The sequence below is a fragment of the Streptomyces sp. NPDC048002 genome (genome assembly GCF_040653275.1).
Classification (GTDB): domain Bacteria; phylum Actinomycetota; class Actinomycetes; order Streptomycetales; family Streptomycetaceae; genus Streptomyces.
On sequence record NZ_JBEZNL010000002.1, the window covers coordinates 1 to 25,664 of the forward strand.

At 72.6% G+C, this 25,664-nt stretch carries 22 protein-coding genes; 8 read left to right on the top strand and 14 right to left on the bottom strand.

Annotated elements, in window-relative coordinates:
• A partial coding sequence (locus tag AB0E07_RS03020) for a hypothetical protein (RefSeq protein ID WP_362245791.1) occupies positions 1–255 on the top strand: 255 nt, incomplete at its 5' end.
• Between the two features lie 205 nt (positions 256–460).
• Here the strand turns inward: AB0E07_RS03020 and AB0E07_RS03025 are convergent.
• Positions 461–1,468 (bottom strand): stage II sporulation protein M, encoded by a 1,008-nt coding sequence (locus AB0E07_RS03025; RefSeq protein WP_362245793.1) that lies wholly within the window; start codon positions 1,466–1,468, stop codon positions 461–463.
• A gap of 145 nt (positions 1,469–1,613) precedes the next feature.
• On the opposite strand from AB0E07_RS03025, the gene AB0E07_RS03030 reads away from it, so the two are divergent.
• The gene (locus tag AB0E07_RS03030) at positions 1,614–2,567 is read left to right on the top strand and encodes an RDD family protein (protein WP_362245795.1); all 954 of its coding nucleotides are present in this window, start codon (positions 1,614–1,616) and stop codon (positions 2,565–2,567) included.
• A gap of 15 nt (positions 2,568–2,582) precedes the next feature.
• Here the strand turns inward: AB0E07_RS03030 and AB0E07_RS03035 are convergent, their stop codons facing one another.
• From AB0E07_RS03035 to AB0E07_RS03070, 8 genes are all read right to left on the bottom strand, one after another.
• Positions 2,583–3,197, bottom strand: a complete 615-nt coding sequence (locus tag AB0E07_RS03035; RefSeq protein ID WP_362245797.1) for a hypothetical protein — start codon at positions 3,195–3,197, stop codon at positions 2,583–2,585.
• Between the two features lie 146 nt (positions 3,198–3,343).
• Entirely contained in the window at positions 3,344–4,801 is a 1,458-nt protein-coding gene (gene ahcY, locus AB0E07_RS03040; protein WP_362245799.1) for an adenosylhomocysteinase, read from the bottom strand.
• Positions 4,802–5,141: 340 nt separating this feature from the next.
• Entirely contained in the window at positions 5,142–6,122 is a 981-nt protein-coding gene (locus AB0E07_RS03045) for a cation transporter (RefSeq protein ID WP_362245801.1), read from the bottom strand.
• Positions 6,123–6,289: 167 nt separating this feature from the next.
• Positions 6,290–7,441 carry a mannose-6-phosphate isomerase, class I gene (manA, locus tag AB0E07_RS03050; protein ID WP_362245803.1) on the bottom strand — a complete coding sequence of 384 codons (1,152 nt, stop codon included), beginning with the start codon at positions 7,439–7,441 and terminating at the stop codon, positions 6,290–6,292.
• Between the two features lie 64 nt (positions 7,442–7,505).
• Positions 7,506–8,633, bottom strand: a complete 1,128-nt coding sequence (locus AB0E07_RS03055) for an SIS domain-containing protein (RefSeq protein WP_362245805.1) — start codon at positions 8,631–8,633, stop codon at positions 7,506–7,508.
• 28 nt (positions 8,634–8,661) lie between these two features.
• Entirely contained in the window at positions 8,662–8,832 is a 171-nt protein-coding gene (locus AB0E07_RS03060) for a Trm112 family protein (RefSeq protein ID WP_362245807.1), read from the bottom strand.
• A gap of 142 nt (positions 8,833–8,974) precedes the next feature.
• On the bottom strand, positions 8,975–10,339 hold the full coding sequence (locus AB0E07_RS03065) for a phosphomannomutase/phosphoglucomutase (protein WP_362245809.1): 1,365 nt from the start codon (positions 10,337–10,339) through the stop codon (positions 8,975–8,977).
• Between the two features lie 135 nt (positions 10,340–10,474).
• Positions 10,475–10,849 (bottom strand): DUF3499 domain-containing protein, encoded by a 375-nt coding sequence (locus AB0E07_RS03070; protein ID WP_037660842.1) that lies wholly within the window; start codon positions 10,847–10,849, stop codon positions 10,475–10,477.
• A gap of 342 nt (positions 10,850–11,191) precedes the next feature.
• On the opposite strand from AB0E07_RS03070, the gene AB0E07_RS03075 reads away from it, so the two are divergent.
• Positions 11,192–11,641: a metallopeptidase family protein gene (locus AB0E07_RS03075; protein WP_362246786.1), complete on the top strand. Its 450-nt coding sequence runs from the start codon at positions 11,192–11,194 to the stop codon at positions 11,639–11,641.
• A gap of 45 nt (positions 11,642–11,686) precedes the next feature.
• Here AB0E07_RS03075 and AB0E07_RS03080 read toward each other — a convergent pair whose 3' ends face one another.
• The 3 genes from AB0E07_RS03080 to AB0E07_RS03090 all read right to left on the bottom strand — a co-directional run bounded on the left by AB0E07_RS03080 (position 11,687) and on the right by AB0E07_RS03090 (position 17,310).
• Positions 11,687–13,213: a DUF5719 family protein gene (locus tag AB0E07_RS03080; RefSeq protein WP_362245811.1), complete on the bottom strand. Its 1,527-nt coding sequence runs from the start codon at positions 13,211–13,213 to the stop codon at positions 11,687–11,689.
• On the bottom strand, positions 13,210–16,863 hold the full coding sequence (locus tag AB0E07_RS03085) for a glycosyltransferase (protein WP_362245813.1): 3,654 nt from the start codon (positions 16,861–16,863) through the stop codon (positions 13,210–13,212). The genes AB0E07_RS03080 and AB0E07_RS03085 overlap by 4 nt, the downstream gene beginning before the upstream one ends.
• A gap of 183 nt (positions 16,864–17,046) precedes the next feature.
• Complete coding sequence (locus tag AB0E07_RS03090; RefSeq protein ID WP_003975777.1) at positions 17,047–17,310, bottom strand: WhiB family transcriptional regulator; 264 nt, start codon at positions 17,308–17,310, stop codon at positions 17,047–17,049.
• 712 nt (positions 17,311–18,022) lie between these two features.
• Here AB0E07_RS03090 and AB0E07_RS03095 point away from each other — a divergent pair.
• The 4 genes from AB0E07_RS03095 to AB0E07_RS03110 are packed head-to-tail and all read left to right on the top strand — an operon-like array spanning position 18,023 to position 21,894.
• The gene (locus AB0E07_RS03095) at positions 18,023–18,514 is read left to right on the top strand and encodes a cysteine dioxygenase family protein (RefSeq protein ID WP_362245815.1); all 492 of its coding nucleotides are present in this window, start codon (positions 18,023–18,025) and stop codon (positions 18,512–18,514) included.
• 42 nt (positions 18,515–18,556) lie between these two features.
• Positions 18,557–19,516, top strand: a complete 960-nt coding sequence (gene cofD / locus AB0E07_RS03100; protein ID WP_362245818.1) for a 2-phospho-L-lactate transferase — start codon at positions 18,557–18,559, stop codon at positions 19,514–19,516.
• The gene (locus tag AB0E07_RS03105; RefSeq protein WP_362245820.1) at positions 19,513–20,832 is read left to right on the top strand and encodes a coenzyme F420-0:L-glutamate ligase; all 1,320 of its coding nucleotides are present in this window, start codon (positions 19,513–19,515) and stop codon (positions 20,830–20,832) included. The genes cofD and AB0E07_RS03105 overlap by 4 nt, the downstream gene beginning before the upstream one ends.
• Positions 20,833–20,892: 60 nt before the next feature.
• Positions 20,893–21,894 carry a DNA-3-methyladenine glycosylase 2 family protein gene (locus AB0E07_RS03110; RefSeq protein WP_362245822.1) on the top strand — a complete coding sequence of 334 codons (1,002 nt, stop codon included), beginning with the start codon at positions 20,893–20,895 and terminating at the stop codon, positions 21,892–21,894.
• A 193-nt stretch (positions 21,895–22,087) separates the two neighbouring features.
• On the opposite strand, the gene AB0E07_RS03115 is transcribed toward AB0E07_RS03110, so the two are convergent.
• Positions 22,088–23,170, bottom strand: coding sequence for an NDP-sugar synthase (locus AB0E07_RS03115; protein WP_362245824.1), 1,083 nt, complete (start codon positions 23,168–23,170; stop codon positions 22,088–22,090).
• Between the two features lie 172 nt (positions 23,171–23,342).
• Complete coding sequence (locus tag AB0E07_RS03120) at positions 23,343–24,764, bottom strand: peptidoglycan recognition protein (RefSeq protein WP_362245826.1); 1,422 nt, start codon at positions 24,762–24,764, stop codon at positions 23,343–23,345.
• A 128-nt stretch (positions 24,765–24,892) separates the two neighbouring features.
• Here AB0E07_RS03120 and AB0E07_RS03125 point away from each other — a divergent pair, with 128 nt between their 5' ends.
• Positions 24,893–25,648: a TIGR03089 family protein gene (locus AB0E07_RS03125; RefSeq protein WP_362245828.1), complete on the top strand. Its 756-nt coding sequence runs from the start codon at positions 24,893–24,895 to the stop codon at positions 25,646–25,648.
• Positions 25,649–25,664 lie beyond the last annotated feature (16 nt).

A 25,664-nucleotide genomic window follows, 5' to 3' on the forward strand; every position in this document is an offset into this window, starting at 1 on the left:
GTCCCGGCTGATGCCGGAGACGGGGTATCAACATATCTGGCGTTGACTTTTGGCACGCTGTTGAGTTCTCAAGGAACGGTCGCTTCCTTTGTACTCACCCTCTCGGGCTTTCCTCCGGGCTGCTTCCCTTCGGTCTTGCGTTTCCGACTCTATCAGATCTTTCCGATCCGATTTCCTCGGTGCTTTCCAGGTTCTCGCTTTCGCGTTTCCCTTTCCGGCGGTTCCGACTTTATCAGAAGTTTCGAGCCGGTCTGACCGGCTGTCCTTTTCCGATTTCATCGGGAGTGCTTCTCGGCAGTCGACATGATCGACGCTTACAGAAGCGGTTGGATTTTCACGGTCGCCGACCGGATCAGGTCCAGTCCAGGCAACTGTTCGAATCTACCTCCCCGATCCATCCGTGTCAACGGGTTTTCCGGGGCGAAGAGGAGACTAGCAGCTCATCAGCCGTGCTCGCACATCAAGCCGCCGTCGGGAGCGTGGCGCCTCGCTCGGCCTCCTCCACGTCTCCTGTCTCACCGGCCCGCGCGGCTCGGCCGCCGACGACATAGACGTAGGTCAGGAAGGCCAGCTCGGCCGCGACGCCGATGGCGATGCGGGCCCAGGTGGGCAGGCCGGAGGGGGTGACGAAGCCTTCGATGGCGCCCGAGACGAAGAGGATCGCGGCGAGTCCTATCGCCATGCCCACGGCGGCACGGCCTTCCTCCGCCAGGGCCGTGCGCCGGGTTCGGGGGCCCGGGTCGATGACGGTCCAGCCGAGACGCAGGCCCGTGCCGGCGGCGACGAACACCGCGGTGAGTTCGAGCAGGCCGTGCGGCAGCACCAGTCCGAGGAAGGTGTCGAGTCGGCCCGCGGAGGACATCAGGCCGATTCCGACGCCCAGATTCAGCATGTTCTGGAAGAGGATCCAGAGCACCGGCAGGCCCAGGAAGACACCCAGGACCAGGCAGAGCGCGGCTGCCTGGGCGTTGTTCGTCCACACCTGGGCCGCGAAGGACGCCGCCGGGTGGCTGGAGTAGTAGGTCTCGTACTGGCCGCCGGGGCGGGTGAGCTCGCGGAGTTCGTCCGGGGCCGCGATGGCGGACTGCACTTCGGGGGTGGCGCCGATCCACCAGCCCAGGAGCGCGGCGACGAGGGTCGACAGGAGGGCCGTGGGCACCCACCAGTGGCGCGACCTGTAGACGGCGGCCGGGAACCCGTGGGTGAAGAAGCGGGTGGCGTCGCGCCAGGTGGCGCGCCTGGTGCCGGTCACCGCGCTCCGCGCGCGTGCCACCAGTTGACTGAGCCGGCCGGTGAGCTGGGGGTCCGGGGCGCTGGTCTGGATCAGGGAGAGGTGGGTGGCCGTGCGCTGGTACAGGGCGACGAGTTCGTCCGCCTCCGCACCGGTCAGACGGCGCCGGCGCCGGAGCAGGGCGTCGAGGCGGTCCCACTCGGCGCGGTGCGCGGTGACGAAGACGTCGAGGTCCATCGGTGTGCCTGCTCCTCGGCTGTTCGTCTGCGGCTCGTCGTGGGTCGCTCGTGATGGATGTCAGCTTGTCGTACTGAGGCGCGATGCGCCCTCAGCTTGGCAGACTGGCGGTTCCGGAGGCAGGTGGGGGAAGGGTGGCGCGGGCGTGAGTGAGCTGGTGACGGGCGAGGCGGTGGCGTTGGAGGTGAGCCCCGCGAGGCTGCCGAGCAGGGCGCTGGCCGTGCTGCTCGATCTCGTCGTGGCCGTGACCGTCTATGTCGCCGTGACGATCGCCCTGGTCGCGGCCACGGCTTCGCTGGACGAGGCGGCTCGGATCGCGGTGTCGATCGCGACGTTCGTCCTGGTGCTCGTGGGTGCTCCCATCGCGGTGGAGACGCTCAGCCAGGGCCGCTCGCTCGGGAAGCTGGCCTGCGGGCTTCGGGTGGTACGGGACGACGGCGGGCCGATCAGGTTCCGGCACGCGCTGGTGCGGGGTGCGATCGGTGTCATCGAGATTCTGCTGACCTTCGGCGTCGTCGCGTGTGTCGCGTCGCTGGTGTCGGCGCGGGGGCGGCGGCTCGGGGACGTCTTCGCGGGGACCCTCGTCGTGCGGGAGCGGGTGCCGATGGCCCGGAACGGTTCTGTGCCGCCGCCCCCGCCGTGGCTGGCGGGTCGGTTCTCGGAGCTGGACCTCTCCGCGGTCCCCGATGGGCTGTGGCTCGCCGTCCGGCAGTACCTGACGCGGATGCGGCAGCTGGATCCGCAGGTGGGGTGGTCGATGGCGGAGCGGCTCTCGGCCGATCTGGCCGGCCGTACGGGTGTTCCGGTGCCGCAGGGGGTGCCGGCCGCGGCGTACCTGGCCGCCTTGTTGCAGGAGCGGCAGGCGCGGGAGGCTCGTCGGGCCTTCGCGCCGGCGCCGGTGGCGAGCCCTCAGGCCGGGCAGGCGCAGGCGCAGGCCGCGGTCCCCTCGGCTCCGGCCGGTCCCGCGTACGAGGACCGGTCCGGGCCCGCTTTCGTCGCGCCCACGGCCCCCGGGGGCGCTCCCTCGCATCCCGTTCCGGAGTCCGGGGAGGGTTCCTCCTCCACCCGGCCGGGCACCGGGTTCGTTCCGCCCGCCTGATCCGGGCCGTCCGGCTCAGGCGAAGGTCGAGGGCGGGGTTTCGAGGTCCTCCAGCTCGATGCCGGGCGCCGCGAGGACCACGTCGCCCGCGATGTGCACGGCGTGCTGTTCGCCGGTGTCCAGGGCGGTGACCTGGTATTCCTCCACGGTCAGGGGGCCGTTGTCAGTGGCGTGTGCTTCTCTCTTCAGCAGGGCCCAGGACTGGTCGACGGTGCGTGGGGCGAGCACCGGGTCCGTGAAGGCGACGAGGCGTACGCGGGTGGCGGATCCGGAAGGGGTGAGGCGCAGCAGACGGGTGGTGGCGATCAGGAACGCGGGGGACGTGCCGGTGAAGGCGTGCGCGCGCACATTGCCTTCCGTGGCGTGGGCGCCGGTGGGGTCCGTGCGGACCCAGGTGACGCCGTCGAGGGCGGCGCCGCGCACCTGCCAGCCGCCGGCGTGCAGTTCGAGGCGGATGGGGCGGCCGAGTTCGTCGAGGGCGAGGTCGACGGAGCCGCTGTGATCGCCCGTGGGGGCGGTCAGCTGGGAGACGTAGCGCCAGCCGGAGGGACCGGGGGCGCAGTGGAAGTGCTCTTCCGCGAGGGGGGTGTGATCGTGCGGATCGTGGAGCGAATAACGGCCGCGGGGCATGGGAGTCCTGGGTCTTGACGGGGTGCTCCGGCCGCGCACGCCAGACGGGCAGGCCCCCGACACGGGGGTGCGGGGGCCTGCCCTGAAGGACCTGCTGCGGGACGGACGCGCCGCCGTGGGTGGGCGCGTCCGTCACGGAGTTCGGGTCAGTAGCGGTAGTGGTCGGACTTGTACGGGCCGTCGACCTCGACGCCGATGTACGAGGCCTGCTCCGGGCGGAGGGTCGTGAGCTTCACGCCGAGCGAGTCGAGGTGGAGGCGGGCGACCTTCTCGTCGAGGTGCTTGGGCAGCGTGTAGACGCCGATGGGGTACTCGGCCTGCTTGGTGAACAGCTCGATCTGGGCCAGGGTCTGGTCCGCGAAGGAGTTGGACATGACGAACGAGGGGTGGCCGGTGGCGTTGCCCAGGTTCAGCAGGCGGCCCTCGGACAGGACGATGATGACCTTGCCGTCGGGGTAGGTCCAGGTGTGGACCTGCGGCTTGACCTCGTCCTTGACGATGCCCGGGACCTTGGCGAGGCCGGCCATGTCGATCTCGTTGTCGAAGTGGCCGATGTTCCCGACGATGGCCTGGTGCTTCATCTTGGCCATGTCGGCGGCCATGATGATGTCCTTGTTGCCGGTCGTGGTGATGAAGATGTCGGCCTTGTCGACGACCTCGTCCAGGGTCGTGACCTGGTAGCCGTCCATCGCCGCCTGGAGGGCGCAGATCGGGTCGATCTCGGTGACGATGACGCGGGCGCCCTGGCCGCGCAGGGACTCCGCGCAGCCCTTGCCCACGTCGCCGTAGCCGCAGACGACGGCGGTCTTGCCGCCGATCAGGACGTCGGTGGCGCGGTTGATGCCGTCGATCAGGGAGTGGCGGCAGCCGTACTTGTTGTCGAACTTCGACTTGGTGACGGCGTCGTTCACGTTGATCGCCGGGAACAGCAGCTGGCCGTCGCGCTGCATCTCGTACAGGCGGTGGACGCCGGTCGTGGTCTCCTCGGTGACGCCGCGGATCTCGGAGGCCAGCTGGGTCCACTTCTGCGAGCCGTCCGTGATGGTGCGGTGCAGGAGTTCGAGGATGACGCGGTGCTCGTCGTTCTCGGCGGTGTCGACGGCGGGAACCTTGCCGTCCTTCTCGTACTGGACGCCCTTGTGGACGAGGAGGGTGGCGTCACCGCCGTCGTCGAGGATCATGTTCGGGCCGCCGGTGGGGCTGTTCGGCCAGGTCAGCGCCTGCTCCGTGCACCACCAGTACTCCTCCAGGGTCTCGCCCTTCCAGGCGAAGACCGGGACGCCCTGCGGGTTGTCGGGCGTGCCGTTCGGGCCGACGGCGATGGCGGCGGCCGCGTGGTCCTGGGTGGAGAAGATGTTGCAGGAGGCCCAGCGGACCTCGGCGCCGAGGGCGACGAGGGTCTCGATGAGGACGGCGGTCTGCACGGTCATGTGCAGGGAGCCGGTGACGCGGGCGCCGGCGAGGGGCTGGGCCTCGGCGTACTCCTTGCGGATCGACATCAGGCCGGGCATCTCGTGCTCGGCGAGGGTGATCTCCTTGCGGCCGAACTCGGCCAGGGAGAGGTCGGCGACCTTGAAGTCCTGTCGGCTGTCGACAGTCGTCATTGCGAGCTGCTCCTCGGAATCGGGGCGAGGTGGGTAGGGCTGTTCTGCGCGGCGGCGGACACAGGGGTGCCGAAAGAGGACACAGGCATGCCCGCGTGCGCGCAGCGCAGTCCGTCGGAGGCCCTCTCTCCCTCGGCCGGTCCGTGTCGGGACCGCCCGACCGCCATCAGCAGCGACGTCTGGCTCCGTCCCAAGCTACACCGGTCGGCGCGGGCGCCCCAGTCCGCCTCGGAGCGGATCAAGCCGTTCCGGGCGGGGTGTGGGCCCTCGGCGGGTTGCCGTGGGGACGGCGAAGGGCCCGCCGGAGTGTTCCGGCGGGCCCTTCGGTCCGTGCGAGGTGTCAGTGACCGGCGCCTTCCGGGGCCGGGCCGCCGGGGCTGGCCTCGGGGTCGGAGCCGCGGGCGGCCTCGGTCTCGCTGTAGACGTCGGGCTCCAGGTAGATCACACGGGCGATCGGGACCGCCTCGCGGATACGGGCCTCGGCGGCGTCGATGGCGGCGGCGACCTCGGCGGCCGTCTCGTCGTGCCGGACGGCGATCTTGGCGGCGACGAGCAGTTCCTCGGGGCCGAGGTGCAGCGTGCGCATGTGGATGATGCGGGTGACGGTGTCGCCGTCGACGATCGCGGCCTCGATGCGGTGGACGTTCTCGACGCCGGCGGCCTCGCCGAGCAGCAGGGACTTGGTCTCGACGGCGAGGACGACCGCGATCAGGATGAGGAGCACACCGATGCACAGGGTGCCGATGCCGTCCCAGACGCCGTCGCCGGTGGCGAGGGCGAGGCCGACACCGCCGAGGGCGAGGACCAGGCCGACCAGGGCGCCGAGGTCCTCCAGGAGGACGACGGGCAGCTCGGGCGCCTTGGCGTGCCGGACGAACTCCTTCCAGGACTTCTTGCCGCGCAGGACGTTGGACTCCTTGATGGCCGTCCGGAAGGAGAAGGTCTCGGCGATGATCGCGAAGACGAGGACGCCCACCGGCCAGTACCAGTGCTCGATCTCGTGCGGGTGCTTGATCTTCTCGTAGCCCTCGTAGAGGGCGAACATGCCGCCGACGGAGAAGAGGATGATCGAGACGAGGAAGGCGTAGATGTAGCGTTCGCGGCCGTAGCCGAAGGGGTGCTGCGGGGTCGCCTCGCGCTGGGCCTTCTTGCCGCCGACGAGCAGCAGGCCCTGGTTGCCGGAGTCGGCCAGCGAGTGGACCGACTCGGCGAGCATCGAGGACGAGCCGCTGAACAGGAACGCCACGAACTTCGCTACGGCGATCGCGAGGTTGGCGGCGAGTGCCGCGACGATTGCCTTGGTGCCGCCTGACGCGCTCATGTGTTCGCGTTGTCCCTTCGTACGTACGCCTCGCGGGGCCGGTCGCCCCGTCGGGGGCTTTGCCGGGCCTTTGCCGGTGGGTCATTGTTGCAGCCCGGTGAGGCGGTCGGACGCCGGTCCGCCCCAAGGGCCCGGCGGGGCAACCGCTTTGTGACCTCCGGCCCGGGTCAGGCGACGACGGTGGCCCGGAAGACCGTGCCGGTGCCGGACACTTGGGCCTTTTCGCCCGCGGGGACGAACACGGACTCGCCCGGGGCGAGGGTGAGTTCGCCCGCGCGCACCGAGCCCGCGGTGCACAGCAGGATCTGTGCGGTGTCGCGGGTGAGGTCGTGTACGGCGGAGTCCTCGGGCAGGACGTAGCGGGAGAGCCGGAACTCGTCGATGGGGGTTTCGTAGACCTCCTCGCCGTCCGGGGACGCCTCGGGGCGCAGGACGCCCGGGTCGGCGGCCTCGAAGCGGACGATGCGCAGGAGTTCGGGGACGTCGACGTGCTTGGGGGTCAGTCCGCAGCGCAGGACGTTGTCGGAGTTGGCCATGATCTCGACGCCGAGGCCGCTGATGTAGGCGTGCGGGATGCCCGCGCCGAGGAAGAGTGCCTCGCCGGGCTGGAGCCGGACGTGGTTGAGGAGCATCGCGGCGATGACGCCGGGGTCGCCCGGGTAGTGGTGGGCGAGTGCGGCGTACGGCGTGTAGGGGCCGCCCAGGCGGTCGCAGGCGGCCGCGGCCTCGGTGACCGTGCGGGCCATGTCCTCGCGGTCCGCGGAGAGGATCGCGGTGAGCACCTCGCGCAGGGCCGCTTCCTCGGGGTGGGCGTGCAGCAGGTCGACGTAGGGCTTGAGGGAGTCCACGCCGAGGCCGTCGATCAGGTCGGCGGCACGGACCGGGTCGCGGAAGCCGCACAGGCCGTCGAACTCGGTGAGGGCGCAGATCAGTTCGGGCTTGTGGTTGGTGTCCTTGTAGTTGCGGTGGGCGGCGTCGAGGGGGACGCCGCGGCGCTCCTCGTCGGCGTAGCCCTCCCGCGCCTGGGTGAGGTCGGGGTGGACCTGGAGGGAGAGGGGCGCGCCGGCGGCGAGCAGTTTCAGCAGGAAGGGCAGGCGCGGGCCGAACTTGGCCACGCCCGCCTTGCCGAGTTCCTTCTCCGGGTCCGCGTCGACGAGGTCGACGAGCGTGCCGCGGCCGGTGTGCGAGGGTGCGCCCGGGTGGGCGCCCATCCACATCTCCGCCTGGGGTTCGCCGGTCGGTTCGGTCCCGAGCAGGTGCGGGATCAGGGTGGTGGAACCCCAGGCGTAGGGGCGGACGGTGTTGTCGAGGCGGTCCATGCGGTTCTCTCTGCGTACGACGCGGGGGTGCTCCGCGTGCGTCGGTCGGGGCGTCCGGGCCAGATCAGGCGCCCGAGGCGAGCGCCAGGTAAACGGCGGCGAAATCCGTGATGGCGATCAGCTCGGCGAGCGTCTCCAGTTCGTCGCCGGCCTCCGGTTCCAGCTCGCTGATCGGCGTGTCGTGGCTCAGGGCCAGCTCGCGGGCGCCGGGTGCGGCACTGAGCCCGCCGCTGGGGCGGTCCCTGAGCAGCACCACGCAGGCGTGCAGCGCGGGTGCCTCCTCCACGCGGTCGCGGAAGAAGTCGTCGGGGTCGGCGCTGGCGGCCAGCGGGCCGGCGAGGAGGGCGCTGTGGGCGTCGAGTGCCTCGGGGAGTTCGGCGACGACCGCGGGGCGGCCGGAGAGTTCGGCGAGGGCGGCGGCGAACCGGCGGCCGGCCGGACCGGCCGAGGTGCCCTCGGTCCAGATCACCGGGAGGGCGTCGGCCAGCTCCGCGGCCAGGGTCTTGGCGGGGTTGCCGTAGGTCGCGAGGGCGGGCCCGCAGCGCTCGGCGACGCGGTCGAGGCGGTCGGCGGCCTTCTCCAGGGCCTCGGCGGGCGCGGTCAGCAGCCCGACGCGGTCGAGCAGCGCGAGCAGCGGGGTGAGCAGCGCCCACAGGACGCCGGGCGCGGAGGCGGCGAGCGGGGTGTCCTGCTCGTACGGCGCGGTGGCCATCGGTACGAAGAGGCCGTGCGCGGCGGCCAGTGCCTCGGCGAGCGGGGTGCGGGCCGGGGCCACGGCGACGACGGTGCAGCCGCGGCGGTAGGCCTGCTCGGCGAGGAGGGACAGGCCCGGTTCGGTGCCGTCCGGGGTGGCGATGAGGAGCAGGTCGACGGAGCCGGCCCAGCCGGGCAGCTCCCAGCGCAGGGCGCCGGCGGCGGGGGCCACGCCGGTGGGGGCCAGCCGGGTGACGGGGCTGCCCGCCCCGGCGAGGGTGCCGAGGAGGTCGGCGGCGCAGGTGGCGGCGGCGCCGGGGCCCGCGATGAGGACGGCTCGGGGGCGGCCGTCGGGTTTGAGGTCCTTCACGCCCGCCTCGGCGGCGAGCCGGGCGGCGGTGCGGACCCTGGCGCCCGCCTCGGCGGCGCCGCGGAGCAGTCCGCGGCGGTCGGCCTCCGAGAGGGCCTCGGGGGTGTCGAGCAGCGATTCGTCGAGCACGGTCGGCAGCCTCCGATCGCCGGGTGGGTTACGCGGGTCGGCGGGCCTCGTCGACGAGGAGGACCGGGATGCCGTCGCGGACGGGGTACGCCAGGCCGCAGTCCTGGCCGGTGCAGATCAGCTCGGCCTCCTGCTCGGTGAGCGGGGCGCGGCAGGCCGGGCAGGCGAGGATCTCCAGGAGACCGGCTTCGAGCGGCATGGGTGGTCCCTTCCGGGGTTTCGGTGTCGCGGACGTGCCTGGTCAGGTTACCGCCGGGACGGGTTCCTCGGGGGGTGCAGGGGTTTGCAGGGGGGTGCCGCCGGGACGGGCGCCGCCGCCGAGGGGCACCCGTCGGGGACGGTCAGACCCTGATCAGTGCCAGGACCTCGTCGCGGATCTTCGTCATGGTCGCCTCGTCCCGGGCCTCCGCGTTCAGCCGCAGGAGGGGTTCGGTGTTGGAGGGGCGGACGTTGAACCACCAGTCGGCGGAGGTGACGGTGAGGCCGTCGAGCTCGTCGAGGGTGACGTCGTCCCGGCCGCCGTAGGTCTCGCGGATCGCGGCCAGGCGGGCCTGCTGGTCGGCGACGGTGGAGTTGATCTCCCCGGAGCCGACGTAGCGGTCGTACTGCTCGACCAGCGCCGAGAGCGGGCCGTCCTGCCCGCCGAGGGCGGCGAGGACGTGGAGGGCGGCGAGCATGCCGGTGTCCGCGTTCCAGAAGTCGGCGAAGTAGTAGTGCGCGGAGTGCTCGCCGCCGAAGATCGCGCCGGACTTGGCCATCTCGGCCTTGATGAAGGAGTGGCCGACGCGGGTGCGCACCGGGGTGCCGCCGTGTTCCCGGACCACCTCGGGGACCGACCAGGAGGTGATCAGGTTGTGGATGACGGTGCCCTTGCCGCCGTTGCGGGCGAGTTCGCGGGAGGCGACCAGGGCGGTGATGGCGGAGGGGGAGACCGGTTCGCCCTGGGCGTCCACGACGAAGCAGCGGTCGGCGTCGCCGTCGAAGGCGATGCCGAGGTCGGCGGACTCCTCGCGGACGCGCCGCTGGAGGTCGACGAGGTTGGCCGGGTCGAGCGGGTTGGCCTCGTGGTTGGGGAAGGTGCCGTCCAGCTCGAAGTACATGGGTACGACGTCCAGCGGCAGCCCGGCGAGGACGGTGGGCACGGTGTGGCCGCCCATGCCGTTGCCCGCGTCGACGACGACCTTCAGGGGGCGGATGGAGGTCAGGTCGACGAGGGAGCGCAGGTGGGCGGCGTAGTCGTCCAGCGTCTCGCGCCGGGTGACCGTGCCGGTGCGGTCGGCGGCCGGCGGGGCGCCCGTCTCGCTCCACTCCTCCACCAGGGCGCGGATCTCGCTCAGGCCGGTGTCCTGGCCGACCGGGGCGGCTCCGGCGCGGCACATCTTGATGCCGTTGTACTGGGCCGGGTTGTGCGAGGCGGTGAACATCGCGCCGGGCAGGTCGAGGGCGCCGGAGGCGTAGTACAGCTGGTCGGTGGAGCACAGGCCGATCTCGGTGACGTCGACGCCCTGGGCGGCCGCGCCGCGCGCGAAGGCGGCGGACAGTCCGGGGGACGAGGGGCGCATGTCGTGCCCGGTCACGATGGCGTCCGCGCCGGTCACCCGGGCGAAGGCGGCCCCGAACAGCTCGGCGAGCGCCTCGTCCCACTGGTCGGGGACGACTCCGCGCACGTCGTAAGCCTTCACGAGCTGTGACAGATCAGCAGCCACGGCCAACCTTCCTGAAAAGTCCCATCGGACTGCCCAAACTACCTTCACCGGCCGGGCGGGCGACGAGCGATCACCGAGTGGACCCGCAGCCGTAACGTCGGGGCGGCATCCTGAATCGGGCGGAACGAAGGCGGGTCAGTTGTCCGGGGAGCGCAGGACCCTGAGGTGACCTCGGCGGGCGACCTCCATCGGGTCCGCCGTACGGGCCCCGCCGCCGGCCTCCGCGGCACGTTCCTGCGGGCGGGCCGCCTCGCGCACGGCGTTGGCAAGCGCTTCCAGGTCGTCGCCGCTGGGGCGGGCCGGAGCGGAGCCGTCGAGGAGCCGGACGACCTCCCAGCCGCGCGGTGCGGTGAGGCGCTCGGAGTGCTCGGCGCACAGGTCGTAGCAGTGGGGTTCGGCGTAGGTGGCGAGCGGGCCGAGGACCGCGGTCGAGTCGGCGTAGACGTACGTCAGCGTCGCTACGGCGGGACGGCCGCAAGCGGTGCGCGAACAGCGACGTACAGGGCTCACGACGTTGGACGGTACCGCACTCTTGAGCGGGCCGCGACGACTCTCCCTCAGGTCACTCCACCGTGTCGTGCCGCGAAACACCTCCCTCAGCCCGTCCGGCACACCTGCCTGACCTGCGGTAACAGCGATTTTCAGCCGATCGGGCCGGATCTGGTCCAGTCAACAGTCGGTACAAACAACGTCATTTGACTTGAATCACCGGTCACTGAGCGATATGGAATCGAGCCCAACCTTGGCTGGAATGGTCATGGGGCGACATCGGCTTCGACCGGTACGGATCATGGCCTCGCGGCCGTGTGGGGCGGGGCGCGCCGTCGCGGCGAGGACTAGGCTTCACCGGTGATGGACAACCCCGTACCGCCCCGTGCCGCAGGCCCCGGGCCCCGCCGTCGTGATCGTCACGGCCGGGGCATGCGGGGGCCGATCGCTCCGCCGCAGGTGCCGCTGGCCGCGAGCCGGGCCGAGGCGTTCGCCGATCTGGTGCAGGACTCCGTGGAGCGCCTGGAGCGCCGTTGGCCACAACTGGCCGAGTTCGACTTCCTGGTGCTCGAAGTGCCGCCCGCCGGCGGGTCGGGACAGACCTGGAACGACGAGGCCGTCCCGCTCGGCGGCTCGATCGCGGCCCGGGAGGGACGCCCCGCGCGCGTGGTCGTCTACCGGCGCCCGGTCGAGATCCGCACCAAGGGACGCGACGAGCGCGCGGCACTGGTGCACGAGGTGGTCGTGGAGCAGGTGGCGGAACTGCTCGGCCTCACTCCGGAGACCGTGGATCCCCGCTACGGGGAGGACTGAGCCGGGGCGCCGACGGCCCGACGGCCGCGGGCGCCCCCGGCCCGGCTACTCCTGAAGGACCGACAGGTCCTCGTCCGCCTCGGGCACCTTCACCATGCCCCGGTCGTCCGGGAGGGTCTGGGTGGTGAAGGCGGGGACGTCGCCCTGGGCGGACGTCAGGGTGCGGGAGGCGTACACCGGGCCGCCCGAGACCGTCTCGACGGTCAGGGCGTAGGTGCCCTTCAGTCCGCTCGGGACCGGGACGCCGATCTTCTGGGTCGTGCCCTTCTTGACGGTGAACGTCTTGGTCGCCGCCTCGCCCCCCTCGGTGCCCGCCGAGGCCGTGACCTTCACCTGGGCCGTGGCGGTCGGGGCCGTCACGGACAGGGTGGTGCCCTTGGCGGTGTTCTCCGCCGAGCTCGCGCGGGTGCCGACCGGCCGGGTGGCCGGGATGAACGCCGTCTCCTGGGCCCCGCCCTTGCCGCGCACCACGCGCAGGGCGGCCACCACCGGAACCGACCGGGAGGTGGGGGTCAGGACCAGCGAGCCGGCCTCGCCGCGGGTCACGTCGCCGAGGTCGACCGCGGCCGTCATGCCCTCCTTCACGTGCAGCGTCTCGTGGCCGGCCGGGGTGATCAGGCCGGTCGGGGAGGCCAGCTGGACCTTCAGGTCGGCGTCGGAGCCGTCGGGAGTGAAGGCGATCAGACGGACCGCGGTGGCGTCCTCGGGGATGCCGGGCAGGACCAGGCTGCCTGCGGGGTCCGTGGAGGCGGTCAGCCAGTCGCCGCCGAGTTTGTCGTCCAGGGCCTGCACCGCGGCTCCGACCCGCCCGCTGCGGACGGTGACGTGCGCGGTGAGGTTGGTCTGCTTCTCGGCGGTGAGCGTGGAGAGCAGGACCGGCTCGGTGGAGTGCGGCTTGACCGTGATGCCGTCCGGAATGGTCGTCTCCAGCGCGCCGTCCTTGCTGTACAGCTTGATGTCGACGACGGCCGCCGAGTCGTCCGGGTTGGTCAGGTGCACGTAGTCCGTGCGGTCCGGTGCCGTGCTGGCGCCGGGGAACCAGAACTCCGTGTCGGGCGCGGCGCAGTTGAGTCCCTGGAGGCCGCGTCCGGTACCGGCCGCGACCTCCGTGGTCTGCTGCACGGTCCAGCCGGGTGCGAACCTGCCCTCGGCGGTGCCCACGAGCGCGGGCGCGTCGGCGCCGGAGACGTCCTCGGCCACCGGCTTGCCGGGTTCCTTCGGCGCCAGGACGGGCTTGTCCTTCTTGCTGTCCTTGTCCTCGGCGTCCTCGGCGTCCTGGGCGTCCTGGGCGTCCGCGTCCTCCGTGGCCTCCGCGTCTCCCGCGGCGCGGAGTTCGGCCTCGCCCTCGCCGTCCGTGCCCTTCGTGACGGGCGTGAACGAGGTGTACGTCGTCTCGGCGAGGTCGGAGCTGCTGGGCGAGGGGCAGAGCAGGCTCGTGCGCTCCACGGGCAGGACCGCGGCCGCCTCGGCGCGGTCCTCGCCGGACGCCTCCGGGGCGCTCATCGAGGCGAAGCCGGTGACGGCGGCGAGCGCGGTCGCGCCGGCGATCAGGGAGAGGGTGGTGCGGTTCACTGCTGGCTCCCGTCCGGACGCTCGGCCCCGTGCTGGTGCGGCTGCTGCGCCGGGTCGTACCCGGTGTCGTAGCCCTGCTGGTAGGACCCGTCGTACGTGGTCCGGTCGTACCCGCCCTGCTGCCCCGGACCGCCGTACCCGTACGGGTCGTACTGGCCGGCCTGGTACGGGTCGGCCGGGTAGTTCTGGTCGTAGCCGCCCGCCGGGTAGGCCTGGCCCTGCTGGTACTGGTCGCCGTAGTCGCCGTACCCGGGGGCGTCCGCGTAGCTGGGGCCGTCGTAGTCGCCGTAGGACTGCTGCTGCGGGATCGGAGCGGGGGTGTCCGGCCGCTCCGGGGCGGGGAACTCCTCGGACCCGTCCCGCTCCTCGGCCTCCGCCTCGGCCTGGGCGCGCAGGCGGCGGGCGCGGCGGCCGTCACCGGTGACATCTTGGGCGGGGAGGGACGGCTCCTCCGGGAGGTCGTCGTCGATGTCGCGGCGACGGCCGGGCAGCGCGAGGACGACCAGGACCAGGGCGAGCGAGCCCTGCGTCCACAGCCAGGCGGTGTGCCCGAAGGAGTCCTCGAAGGTGACGTCCAGCCGCCCGCCGGAGGCGGGGAGTTCGAAGCCCTGGGCCCAGCCGTCGACGGTGGTGCGGGTGAGCGGCTTGCCGTCCAGGGTGGCCGTCCAGCCCTCGTCGGCCGTGTCGGCCAGGCGCAGGGTCCGGCCGTCCGATCCCGCGGGAAGGTCGGTGTGGATCTCCACCGGGCCCGCGGCGATGGGCTGCGGTTCGCCGGAGTCGGTGACGATCGTGGCGCGGGCGACCTCCTGGTCGACCCGCCACAGCGCGCTGCCGTTCTGCTCGCTGAGCCGGTTCAGGCCCGGCGTGGCGTCCAGCACCCGGGTGACGTCGCGGGGCGCGCCCTTGTGGACGAGGACGTAGGCCACGGCGAACTGGCCGAGCTGGTCGGCCTGGTCGGCGCCGGAGCCGGCGACGAGGTTGGCGACGACCTTGTCCAGTCCGCTGTTCCCCCCCGCGGCGGCGGCGAGTTCGGCGTCGCCGAGGCGGGCGCCGGAGCCGCGGACCAGGGTGTAGCTCACATGGGAAGCGGAGTCGCTGTCGAGGACGAGGGTGCGGGCCTGGTCGCGGCTGCCGCTCTCCTCGGCGACGAACGCGGGCACCTGCACCGGGTCGCGGCGCTCCAGCGGCCCGTCGGCACCGCGGATCATCCAGCCGGCGGCGAGCAGCAGCGGGCCCGCCGCGGCCGCGAAGGCGATCAGCGCGGCGACCGGCTGGCGCCAGCCGAAGCTCTGCTCCGCCACACGCGAGCGTGCCCCGTCTGCGCCGAGCACGGCGGCCGCCAGCAGCGCGATGCCGTAGACGAGGGTGGCCGGGCCGGCCCAGGTGGAGCCGTTGGACAGGACCGCGAAGACCAGGCCGACCAGGGCGACCGCCCAGGCGGCCCAGATCCCGAACTGACGCTCCGCGCGCAGCAGCGCGGCCAGCGCGGCCAGCACGACGCCGATCAGCATCAGGCCGCTGACCGTGCCGGGGCCGCCGGGGACCGCGCCGAGCAGGTCGAGCGCGGAGGCCGCGGACGAGCCGTACTCCAGGCCGGCCTCTTCGAAGAAGCCGAACGGGAGCAGGGTCAGCGACCAGGGCGCGAGGACCAGCAGCGGGGTGCCGAACTGGGCGAGGAAACGCACGCCGTAGGCGGCCAGGTCACCGCGGCGGACGGCCAGCAGGGCCACGCCGAGCACCAGCGCGATCGGCCACACGATCGGCGTGAACGCGGTGGTCACGGTCAGCAGCAGGGCGTACGCCCAGGTGGCGCGCCAACTGCCGCGTGCCTGGGAGGTGTTCGCCAGGCCGGCCGCGGCGACGCCCGCGCGCGCCAGGAGCGGCAGCAGGACGGCGAGGACGGCGGTGCCGATCCGGCCGCCGGCCAGCGCGCCGGTCGTCGCGGGCAGGAAGGCGTAGGCGACCGCGGCCCAGGCGCGCAGCAGCCGGGACTCGACGAGCGGGCGGGAGGCGAAGTAGGCGGTGAGGCCGGCCAGCGGCACCGAGCAGACGAGCAGCACGGTCATCGCGAGTCCGGTCGAGCCGAACAGCAGGGAGGCCAGCGCGGCCACGACCGCCAGGTACGGGGGCGCGGCCGCGGTGCCGCCGGCGCCGACCGGGTGCCAGGAGTCGAGGTAGCGCGACCACAGGTCCGCCGCGTCGGCCGGCGCGGGCAGCAGGGAGCCGCCCGCGAGGGAGCCTGCGGCGAACAGTTCACGGCAGGCGGCGAGGGAGACGAGCAGCAGCGCGAGGAAGAGCACCGGGCCGGGCTTGCGTGCGACGCGCTTGAGCCGGGCGAACTGCTCGATCTCCAGGAAGTCGGCGTCGTCGCCGCCGGGTCCGGACTCGATGCCGCCGCCGTGCCGTCCGGCACCGGAGGTCGCCTCCGCGTCGGAGCTGCCGAAGAGGCTGCCCGCGGCCTGTTCCACGGTGGCCCTGACGGTCGCGCCGGGCGGCGGGAACAGGGGCCGCAGTTCGTCCTTGTCGACGACCGGGCGGCCCCGGCCGCGCCGTCCGGCGATGATCCGCTCGGGCCGCAGCAGCACGCCGAGCAGACCGCGGATCTCGTCGACGGCCTGTCCGGGCACCTTGCCCACCAGGTAGGCGACGGTTCTGAGCAGGGTGCCGACGACCAGGCGCAGCAGCACCCAGGGCAGCACCGCCGAGCGGCTGTTGACGAGGAGGGTGTAGACGGCGCCCGCCTTGTCGACCTTGTGCGGGGAGGCCGTGGTGCGGCCCGCGCAGTCGACCGCGCGGCGCTCGCGGGAGGCCGCCTCGGCGTGGCGTACGACCGCCTCGGGGGCGATCAGGACGCGGTGGCCGGCCGACTGGGCGCGCCAGCACAGGTCGACGTCGTCACGCATCAGGGGCAGCCGCCGGTCGAAGCCGCCGAGCTGCTCGAAGACGTCGCGCCGGATCAGCATGCCCGCGGTGGACACCGACAGCACGGACCGTACGTGGTCGTGCTGGCCCTGGTCCTGCTCGCGGCGGTCGATGCCGGTCCAACGGCGGCCGGAGTGGGCGATGGAGACGCCGACCTCCAGCAACTGGCGGCGGTCGTACCAGCCGCGCAGCTTGGGGCCGACCACGGCGACGTCGTCGCGGCCCAGTTCGAGTTCGTTCTCCACGACGCGCAGCAGCTGGGCGAGGGCGTCGGGTTCGGGCGCGCTGTCGTCGTGCAGCAGCCACAGCCACTGCACGGGCTCGCCGTGCGGCAGCTCCGGCATGTCGTAGGCGTCGTCGCGCCAGGAGCGGGTGACCGGGTCCCAGCCGCTCGGCCGCTTCAGGTACGGCAGGTCGTCGGGGGTGAGGACCGGCGCGGTGCGGGCCGCCTCCTCGACGGCCTGGCCGAAGCCGGTGCGCCGGGCGAGGTGCAGCACGCTGTCGGCGCCGAGGGCCTCGGTGACCAGCTGGGCGGAGTCGTCCGCGCTGCCGGTGTCGGCGGCCACCACGGACTGCACCGGGCGGTCCTGGCCGAGCAGCCCGGCGAGCGCGTCGGGGAGCCAGCGGGCACCGTCGTGGGTGACGAGGACCGCGGTCACCACGTGACGCGGGAACTCTGGCGTGGCAGCGGCGTCTTGATGGGCTGCCGAGTGGCTGTGCACGGACATCGAGGTACGGGCCCCGGTTCGGTGGACTGTGGTGGACGCCTGTGCCCCAGGAGGGCAGCGGGGCGTCTCGGACGAGCGCCCACACTATCGGCTGGGCATGACGGCGGCCCGCCGCCTGTGGACAACCCACCTGCGACGGGCCGCTGATCACGTCCCTGTGTGCCGTTCGCCCGTGCCGTCCGGTCAGACGGCGGCCTTCTTCAGCCTGCGGCGTTCCCGTTCGGACAGGCCGCCCCAGATGCCGAAGCGTTCGTCGTTGGCGAGGGCGTACTCAAGGCATTCGGAGCGGACCTCGCAGGCGAGGCAGACCTTCTTGGCCTCGCGGGTGGAGCCGCCCTTCTCGGGGAAAAAGGACTCGGGGTCGGTCTGGGCGCACAGCGCGCGCTCCTGCCAGCCGAGTTCCTCGTCCGCGTCGTCGACCAGCAGTTGCTGCACCAGCTCGGTCATGCTGCGCCCCTCGTCTGTCTTTCGCGTCCCCGTGATGTAGCCGTTACCGAAGTCGGCTGAACGACACGAGTGAAATTACAAGTGTGCTGCTCCGGGCGAGTCAAGCCGAGATCTGCTATTGGGTCCCTTATTCACTCTGCGGAACCAAGGCCTAGCGGAAAGTGTTCAAATCGGCATAAACCTTGACATGCAGACAGAACCCACGAGGGCTCCGGGCCGTACAGACCTAGTACGGAGAAGGACGCCCAGGCGTTCGATCTCGTTCCGACACGCGCGACGAAGCGAACCGGATCACAGTCGGATCACGGGACGACAGCGGGGTTCGCGCACCCGGTTGTGCGCCATGTGTCCCGGCCACCCCATGAACAAACCTTTCGCCAGCCAGATGAACCGGATGAGGTGAAACATGTCCCACATACCGGGCGTCGAGTTGACAGTGAAGGTGTGAGCCGCTGTCCTTGTGGGCATGCTCGCGAACTTGGCACTCACCTCGACCCGCACCGCCGGGTCCACCGGTGCTGCCCACGTTCGCCGTAGCTGTTGTTGCTGTCCCGGCTGTTGAGCCCATCGCGCTCCGGCCGCCCTGAGTCCACCGTGACTCGGCTGCTTGTTCCCCACGCCCGGACCCGGGCACCCCTGTCGCCCGTGATCCGGGCAGACGGTCCGTGACACCCAGCCACCCCCCACTCTCCGCCGAGGAACCACCGCACCCATGAACAGCGACAGCGACCTCCAGATCGCCGGCGACATCCTCGAAGTCCCGCACCTCCTCCAGGCTCCGCGCGAGCACCCGGCCACCGTCGCCGAGTTCGCCGGCCTGGCCCGCTCCGTCGCCGCCGACCGCTCCCAGTGGGAGCACCTCGTCCGCTACGACGCCACCACCCGCTGGTACCACCGGCTGCGCACCGGCCCCGGCTACGAGGTCTGGCTGCTGTCCTGGGTGCCCGGACAGGGCAGCGGACTGCACGACCACGGCCCCTCCTCCGGTGTCCTGACCGTCCTGGAGGGCACCCTCACCGAGCGCACCGACCGCGGCACGCGCACCCTCGCTCCGGGATCGCAGCGGGTGTTCGCACCGGGGTACGCGCACGAGGTGATCAATGACGCGCTGGAGCCCGCGGTCAGCCTGCACGTCTACTTCCCCGGCCTGACCGAGATGCCGATGCACAGCCGGTGCGCCGCGGAGGCCGTCCGGGTCCCCTGACCGCCCGTCGCGCTGTCGGACCCGCCTGCCATGCTTGCTCCCATGCGCATTGTGGTTCTGGCAGGCGGCATCGGCGGTGCCCGGTTCCTGCGTGGTCTGAAGCAGGCCGCGCCGGACGCGGACATCACCGTCATCGGCAACACCGGCGACGACATTCACCTCTTCGGGCTGAAGGTCTGCCCCGACCTCGACACGGTGATGTACACCCTCGGCGGCGGCATCAACGAGGAGCAGGGCTGGGGGCGGGCCGAGGAGACCTTCCACCTCAAGGAGGAGCTCGCGGCCTACGGCGTGGGCCCGGAGTGGTTCGGGCTCGGCGACCGGGACTTCGCCACGCACATCGTGCGGACCCAGATGATCGGTGCCGGGTTCCCGCTGAGCGCGGTGACCGAGGCGCTGTGCGACCGCTGGAAGCCCGGGGTGCGGCTCATCCCGATGACCGACGACCGGGTCGAGACCCATGTCGCCGTCGAGATCGACGGCGAGCGCAGGGCCATCCACTTCCAGGAGTACTGGGTGCGGCTGCGGGCCTCCGTCCCCGCCGAGGCCGTGGTGCCGGTGGGCGCCGAGCAGGCCAAGCCGGCGCCGGGCGTGCTGGAGGCGATCGCCGAGGCCGACGTCGTGCTGTTCCCGCCGTCCAACCCCGTCGTCTCCGTCGGGACGATCCTCGCCGTGCCCGGCGTCCGCGAGGCGATCGCGGAGGCGGGCGTGCCGGTGGTCGGCCTCTCCCCCATCGTCGGGGACGCGCCCGTGCGCGGGATGGCCGACAAGGTGCTCGCGGCGGTCGGCGTGGAGTCGACGGCCGCGGCGGTCGCCGAGCACTACGGCTCGGGGCTGCTCGACGGCTGGCTCGTCGACACCGTGGACGCGGCTTCCGTGGAGCGGATCGAGGCGGCCGGCATCCGCTGCCGGGCCGTGCCGCTGATGATGACCGACCTCGACGCGACCGCGCGGATGGCCCGGGAGGCGCTGGACCTGGCCGAGGAGGTGCGGGGAGCGTGAGCGAGGCGTCCTCCGGCGGGTACCGCGTCTGGGCCGTGCCCGGGATCCCCGAGGTCGCGGCGGGCGACGACCTCGCCAAGCTGATCGCGGCGGCCGAGCCCGCGCTGGCCGACGGTGACGTGCTGCTCGTCACCTCCAAGATCGTCTCCAAGGCCGAGGGCCGGATCGTCGAGGCCGTCGACCGGGAGGCCGCGATCGACGCCGAGACCGTCCGGGTCGTGGCCCGGCGCGGCACGCTGCGGATCGTGGAGAACCGGCAGGGCCTGGTCATGGCCGCGGCCGGCGTCGACGCCTCCAACACCCCGGCCGGGACGGTCCTGTTGCTGCCCGAGGACCCGGACGCGTCCGCGCGGGCGGTCCGGGAGGGGCTGCGCGACGCCCTCGGCGTCGAGGTCGGGGTGATCGTCACCGACACCTTCGGACGTCCCTGGCGCTCGGGGCTCACGGACGTGGCGATCGGCGCCGCCGGGGTGCGCGTCCTCGACGATCTGCGCGGGGGCACCGACGGGTACGGCAATCCGCTCAGCGCGACCGTCGTGGCGACCGCCGACGAACTGGCCGCAGCGGGCGACCTCGTCAAGGGCAAGGCCGCCGGGCTGCCCGTCGCCGTGGTGCGCGGACTGCCGCACGTGGTGACCGGGGACGGCGACGGGCACGGCACGGGGGCGCGGGCCATGGTGCGCGGCGGCCACGACGACATGTTCCGGCTCGGTACCTCGGAGGCGGTACGGCTGGCGGTGACCCAGCGCCGTACGGTCCGGGCCTTCACCGGTGAGCCCGTCGACCCCGGTGCGGTGCGGCGGGCGGTCGCCGCGGCCGTCACCGCGCCCGCGCCGCACCACACCACGCCCTGGCGGTTCGTCCTGCTGGAGTCGGCGGAGTCCCGGGTCCGGCTGCTGGACGCGATGCGGGACGCGTGGATCGCGGACCTGCGGCGGGACGGCAAGAGCGAGGAGTCGATCGCCAAGCGGGTGCGGCGCGGGGACGTCCTGCGCAACGCGCCCTACCTGGTGGTGCCGTGCCTCGTCATGGACGGCTCGCACACCTACGACCACGCCCGGCGGGACGCGGCCGAGCGGGAGATGTTCGTGGTGGCGGCCGGCGCCGGGGTGCAGAACTTCCTGGTGGCGCTGGCCGGTGAACGGCTGGGCTCGGCCTGGGTCTCCTCGACGATGTTCTGCCGGGACGTCGTGCGCGAGGTGCTGGGGCTGCCCGGGGACTGGGATCCGATGGGCGCGGTGGCCGTGGGGCATCCCGCGGAGGAGCCGCGGCCCCGCCCGGAGCGGGACGCCGGGGACTTCATCGAGGTGCGCTGACGTACGGCGGCCTCGGCCTAACCTCGTAGGGCCGACCCCCTCACCCCCGGGACCTCATTCGTGGCTGGACGCTTCCCCCCTCGGCCCACCCGTACGACCGTGCGCGGTGGGCATGTCGGTGTGCCCGCCGGGGTGCCGCGGCAGGCCGCGGTGGCCGGGCGGGCGCGGACCTGGGTGCCCGAGGGGCCGCTGGATCTGGGGCTGGTGCTCGGGCCGTTGCGGCGCGGGCCCGGGGATCCGACGTTCCGCGCGACGCCGGACGGCTCCGTGTGGCGGGTCAGCCGGACGCCGGCGGGGCCCGGCACGCTGCGCGTCGCCCTGCGGGGCACGACCGTGCACGCCGAGGCGTGGGGGCCGGGGGCCCAGTGGCTGCTGGACGGGGTGCCCCGGCTGCTGGGGGCCGAGGACGATCCGGAGGCGTTCGTGCCGCGGCACCGGGTGGTCGCTCTCGCCCGGCACCGGCGGCCGGGGCTGCGGCTGACCCGCACCGGGCTGGTGCTGGAGTCGCTGATCCCCTCGATCCTGGAGCAGAAGGTCACCACCGACGAGGCGTACCGGGCGTGGCGGGCGCTGGTGCGGAAGTTCGGGGAGCCCGCTCCCGGGCCCGCGCCCGAGCGGATGTCCGTGATGCCGGAGCCGCGGACGTGGGCGCTGATCCCGTCGTGGGAGTGGCATCGGGCGGGGGTCGACAACAAGCGGGCGTCGACGATTCTGCGGGCCGTGCGGGTCGCTTCGCGGATGGAGGAGGCGGTGGGGCTGGTGCCGGAGGCGGCGCGGGCGCGGTTGGAGGTCGTGCCGGGGGTGGGGCCGTGGACTTCGGCGGAGGTGGTGCAGCGCAGTCATGGGGCGGCGGACGCGGTGACGACCGGGGATCTGCATCTGCCGGGGATCGTGGGGTTCGCGTTGGCCGGGGACCGGGATGCGGACGACTCCGTGATGTTGTCGTTGCTGGAGCCTTATGCGGGGCAGCGGCATCGGGCCGCTCGGTTGATTCTGTTGAGTGGGCGGGTGCCGGGGCGGCGGGCGCCGCGGATGCCTCGGGGGGATATCGGGCGGTTGTGAGCGGGGCCTCCGCCGAGGGTTCTCGCCCCCGCCGCCCCGTCCCGTCCCGTCCCGTCCCCGGGGGCTGTGCCCCCGGACCCCCCTTCCGGCCCCGAAAGGGCCTTGTCCTCAAACGCCGGACGGGCTGAAGGACCACGCCGGACGGGCTGAAGGACCACGCCGTCGGTGCGGGCGACGGCGTCTTGCGGGTCGGCTACCGGTCCGGGGAGAAGCGGAGGGAGGCTGGGGGGATCTGGGCGTCGCACCAGACTCTGGCGCCGATCGTCAGCTCGTTGTCGGGGCCCACCACCGCGCCGTCGCCTATGACCGTGCCGGTGAGGACGGAGCGTTCGCCGACGCGGGCCCGGGTGCCGATCAGGGAGTCGGTGATGACCGCGCCGGGCTCTATCACCGCGCCGGGCAGGATCGTGCTGCCGAAGACACGGGCACCCTCCGCCACGAACGCCCCCTCGCCCACCACGGTGCCGCCCGCGAGCTTCGCGTCCGGGGCGACCCGGGCCGTCGGGAGGATCAGACGGTCGCCGCAGCGGCCGGGCACCGCCGGGGACGGGGCCCTGCCGAGGACCAGGTCGGCGGAACCGCGCACGAAGGCCGCGGGCGTGCCCAGGTCCAGCCAGTACGTGGAGTCGACCATGCCCTGGAGATGGGCGCCGGCCGAGAGGAGGTCGGGGAAGGTCTCGCGTTCGACCGACACCGGGCGGCCGCTGGGGATCGCGTCGATGACCGAGCGCCGGAAGACGTAGGCGCCGGCGTTGATCTGGTCGGTGACGATCTCCTCGGGCGTCTGCGGCTTCTCCAGGAAGGCCGTCACCCGGCCCGTCTCGTCCGTGGGGACCAGGCCGTAGGCCCGGGGGTCCGTCACCTTGGTCAGGTGCAGGGAGACATCGGCCGCGGTGCGCTGGTGGGTGTCGACCAGGGCCCGGATGTCCAGGCCGGTCAGGATGTCGCCGTTGAAGATCAGTACGGGGTCGTCGGGGGCGGAGTGGAGACGCGAGGCGACGTTGCGTATCGCCCCGCCCGTGCCGAGGGGCTCCTCCTCGGTGACGTACTCGATGTGCAGCCCGAGCGACGATCCGTCGCCGAAGTACGGCTCGAAGACGTCGGCCAGGTACGAGGTGGCCAGGATGATGTGGTCGACGCCCGCCGCTCTGGCTCTCGCGAGCTGGTGGGTGAGGAAGGGGACGCCTGCCGCCCGGACCATGGGCTTGGGCGTGTACACCGTGAGCGGACGCAGCCGTGTGCCCTTGCCGCCGACCAGGAGGATCGCTTCTGTCACCTGTTGTCTCCGCTTCCTGCCGGGACCGGCCGAACTGTCTTTCGGCCGGTCAGTGTATGCAGACCGTGGTGTGCGGACCGTGTCTGGTGCCGTCGACGGCAGTGCGGAGTTCGTCATTGATCCGCCTTCCCCCCCGATGGCGGTACCTGTGTTCGTCCGGCGGTTCCCGGGGTCAGCGGCCCTGAAGTCCGGCCGCCTTCGAACGGGCGGTGCCGAGCTTCTTGTAGAGCTGCGCTCCCGGGCACTCCGTGGCGAAGCCGTCACGGTGACCGGAGATCACATTGAGTCGTACGTTCTTGCCTTTTGCGTACAGATTGCCACCCCCGGACTTCAGGTATGTCTTTCCCTTGGGATTGGCGCCGAAGAGACCGAGCTTCCAGGCCGTGAGCCGGGCCACGGCCGTCACCGAGGCGGCGGAGGGCTTGGCCGTGGCGTGGCTGCCGAGGAGGGCGATCCCCATGCTGTCGCTGTTGAAACCGAGCGTGTGTGCGCCGAGAACGGCCTTCGCCACGCCACCGGCACGGCCCTCGTAGATGTTTCCGCACTTGTCGACGACGAAGTTGTAGCCGATGTCCCGCCAGCCCATGCTCACCACGTGGTAGCGGTAGATACCGCGAATGACGGAGGGGGCCTGCGAGCACTTGTATCCGTTGCCGGACGCCGTGTGGTGGACGAAGGCCGCCTTCACCTTCTTGGTGTAGACGAACGCCTTCTCCCGCCACGACTCGTTGGCGCCCCAGCCCTTGCGGGTGACGATCTTCGGGCGGGGGCCGATGTACGGCTGCGCCCGCTGTTCCTCCGTCAGCTGCGCGCCGCGCAGCGCGAACAGCTCCGCGCGGGTCCCGTCGGCGCTCAGCTCGGGGATCTCCAGCGCGCCCGGCGGGGCGAGTTCGGCGTTGGCGGCGGAGGCGGCCGCGGCCTCGGCGGTGAGGGCGGCGGTCCCGGGGGCGAGGGCGCTGGTTCCGGAGGTGAGGGCGTTGGTTCCGGGGGCGTCCGCGGGGAGGGCGGCCGCACGGGTCGCGGTGGCGGTGGACGCCTCGGCGCCCGGGTCCACGAGTTCCAGACGCAGGCCCTCGGGGAGCACGGGGGCGGTCTTCTCCGTCGACTCGGCGCGGACCCGCACCTCCACTCCGTCCGAGTCGCCGACCCACAGGGGGGCGGTGGCGCCGCGGACCCGGCCGGAGGCGCGTTCGGCGGTGTCCGGGTCGGCCGCGTGTTCGGCGTTGTGGGTCTCGACGTCCTGCCAGGCGGACCACTCGCCGGTGTCGGCCGCGCGGGTGCGGACCTGCACCTGGCCGTGGAGTTCGACGTCGGGGTCGTCCCAGATGACGCCGACCATCGAGAAGCGCCGCACGTCCCGGCGGGACAGGCCCTGCTCGGGGGCGCCGGGGGCGGAGGGGGTCGCCCGGGTGGAGCCGAGGGGTTCGAGGGGGAGGGACTCGGTGTGGCCGGGGGACGGTCTGTCACCGGGGATCGTGGCCGCTTCCGCCGTGGAGGCGGGTCTCGTCGACGCCGCGACCGCGGTTGGGGTCAGGGGAAGGGCCAGGGCGGCCGCGCAGGTGACACCGATCGAGGAGGCAAGGAATCCACGCATGCCACCTATGTTGGGCATAGTCATACATATCTTTCTATCGGTGAATTGACGGTCTGTCGGACCGTGTTCGGCCGAACGGTGGCGGGCGCGGGACCTGTGCGGCGCGGGGCGCGCGTACGCTGACTCGGGTGAATGCCACCGATCGCACCCCTGCCGACCTGCTGCGTTCCGCGCTCGCCGCGGATCCCGGGCGCCCCCTTGTGACCTTCTACGACGACGCGACCGGCGAGCGGGTCGAATTGTCCGTGGCCACCTTCGCCAATTGGGTGGCCAAGACCGCGAACCTGCTCCAGGGCGATCTCGGCGCCGGGCCCGGGGACCGGGTCGCCCTGCTGCTGCCCGCGCACTGGCAGACGGCCGTGTGGCTGCTGGCCTGTTCGTCCGTCGGAACCGTGGCCGACATGGCCGGGGACGCGGCGGCCGCGGATGTCGTGGTGAGCGGTCCGGACGCGCTGGACGCGGCGCGGGCCTGCGGCGGAGAGCGGGTGGCGCTCGCGCTGCGGCCGCTGGGCGGGCGGTTCCCCCAGGTGCCCGAGGGGTTCGTGGACTACGCGGTGGAGGTGCCGGGGCAGGGGGACCGGTTCGTACCGTTCTCGCCGGTGGATCCCGAGGAGGCCGCGCTGATCGTCGCCGGGCGGGAGTTCACGGGGGCGGAGGTGGTCGAGCGGGCTCGACGCGATGCCGAGGGGCTCGGGCTGACCGGGCCCGGGTCCCGGATTCTGTCCGGGGACGGGTTCGAGACGTGGGAGGGGCTGAGCGCGGGGTTGTACGGGGCGCTGGCCACCGGGGGGTCCGTGGTGTTGTGCCGGAACCTCGGGGAGGTGGGCGAGGAGGCGCTCGCCCGGCGGATCGAGAGTGAGCGGGTCACTGCCGTGGTGCGGTGAGGTTCGGCGGTTCGCC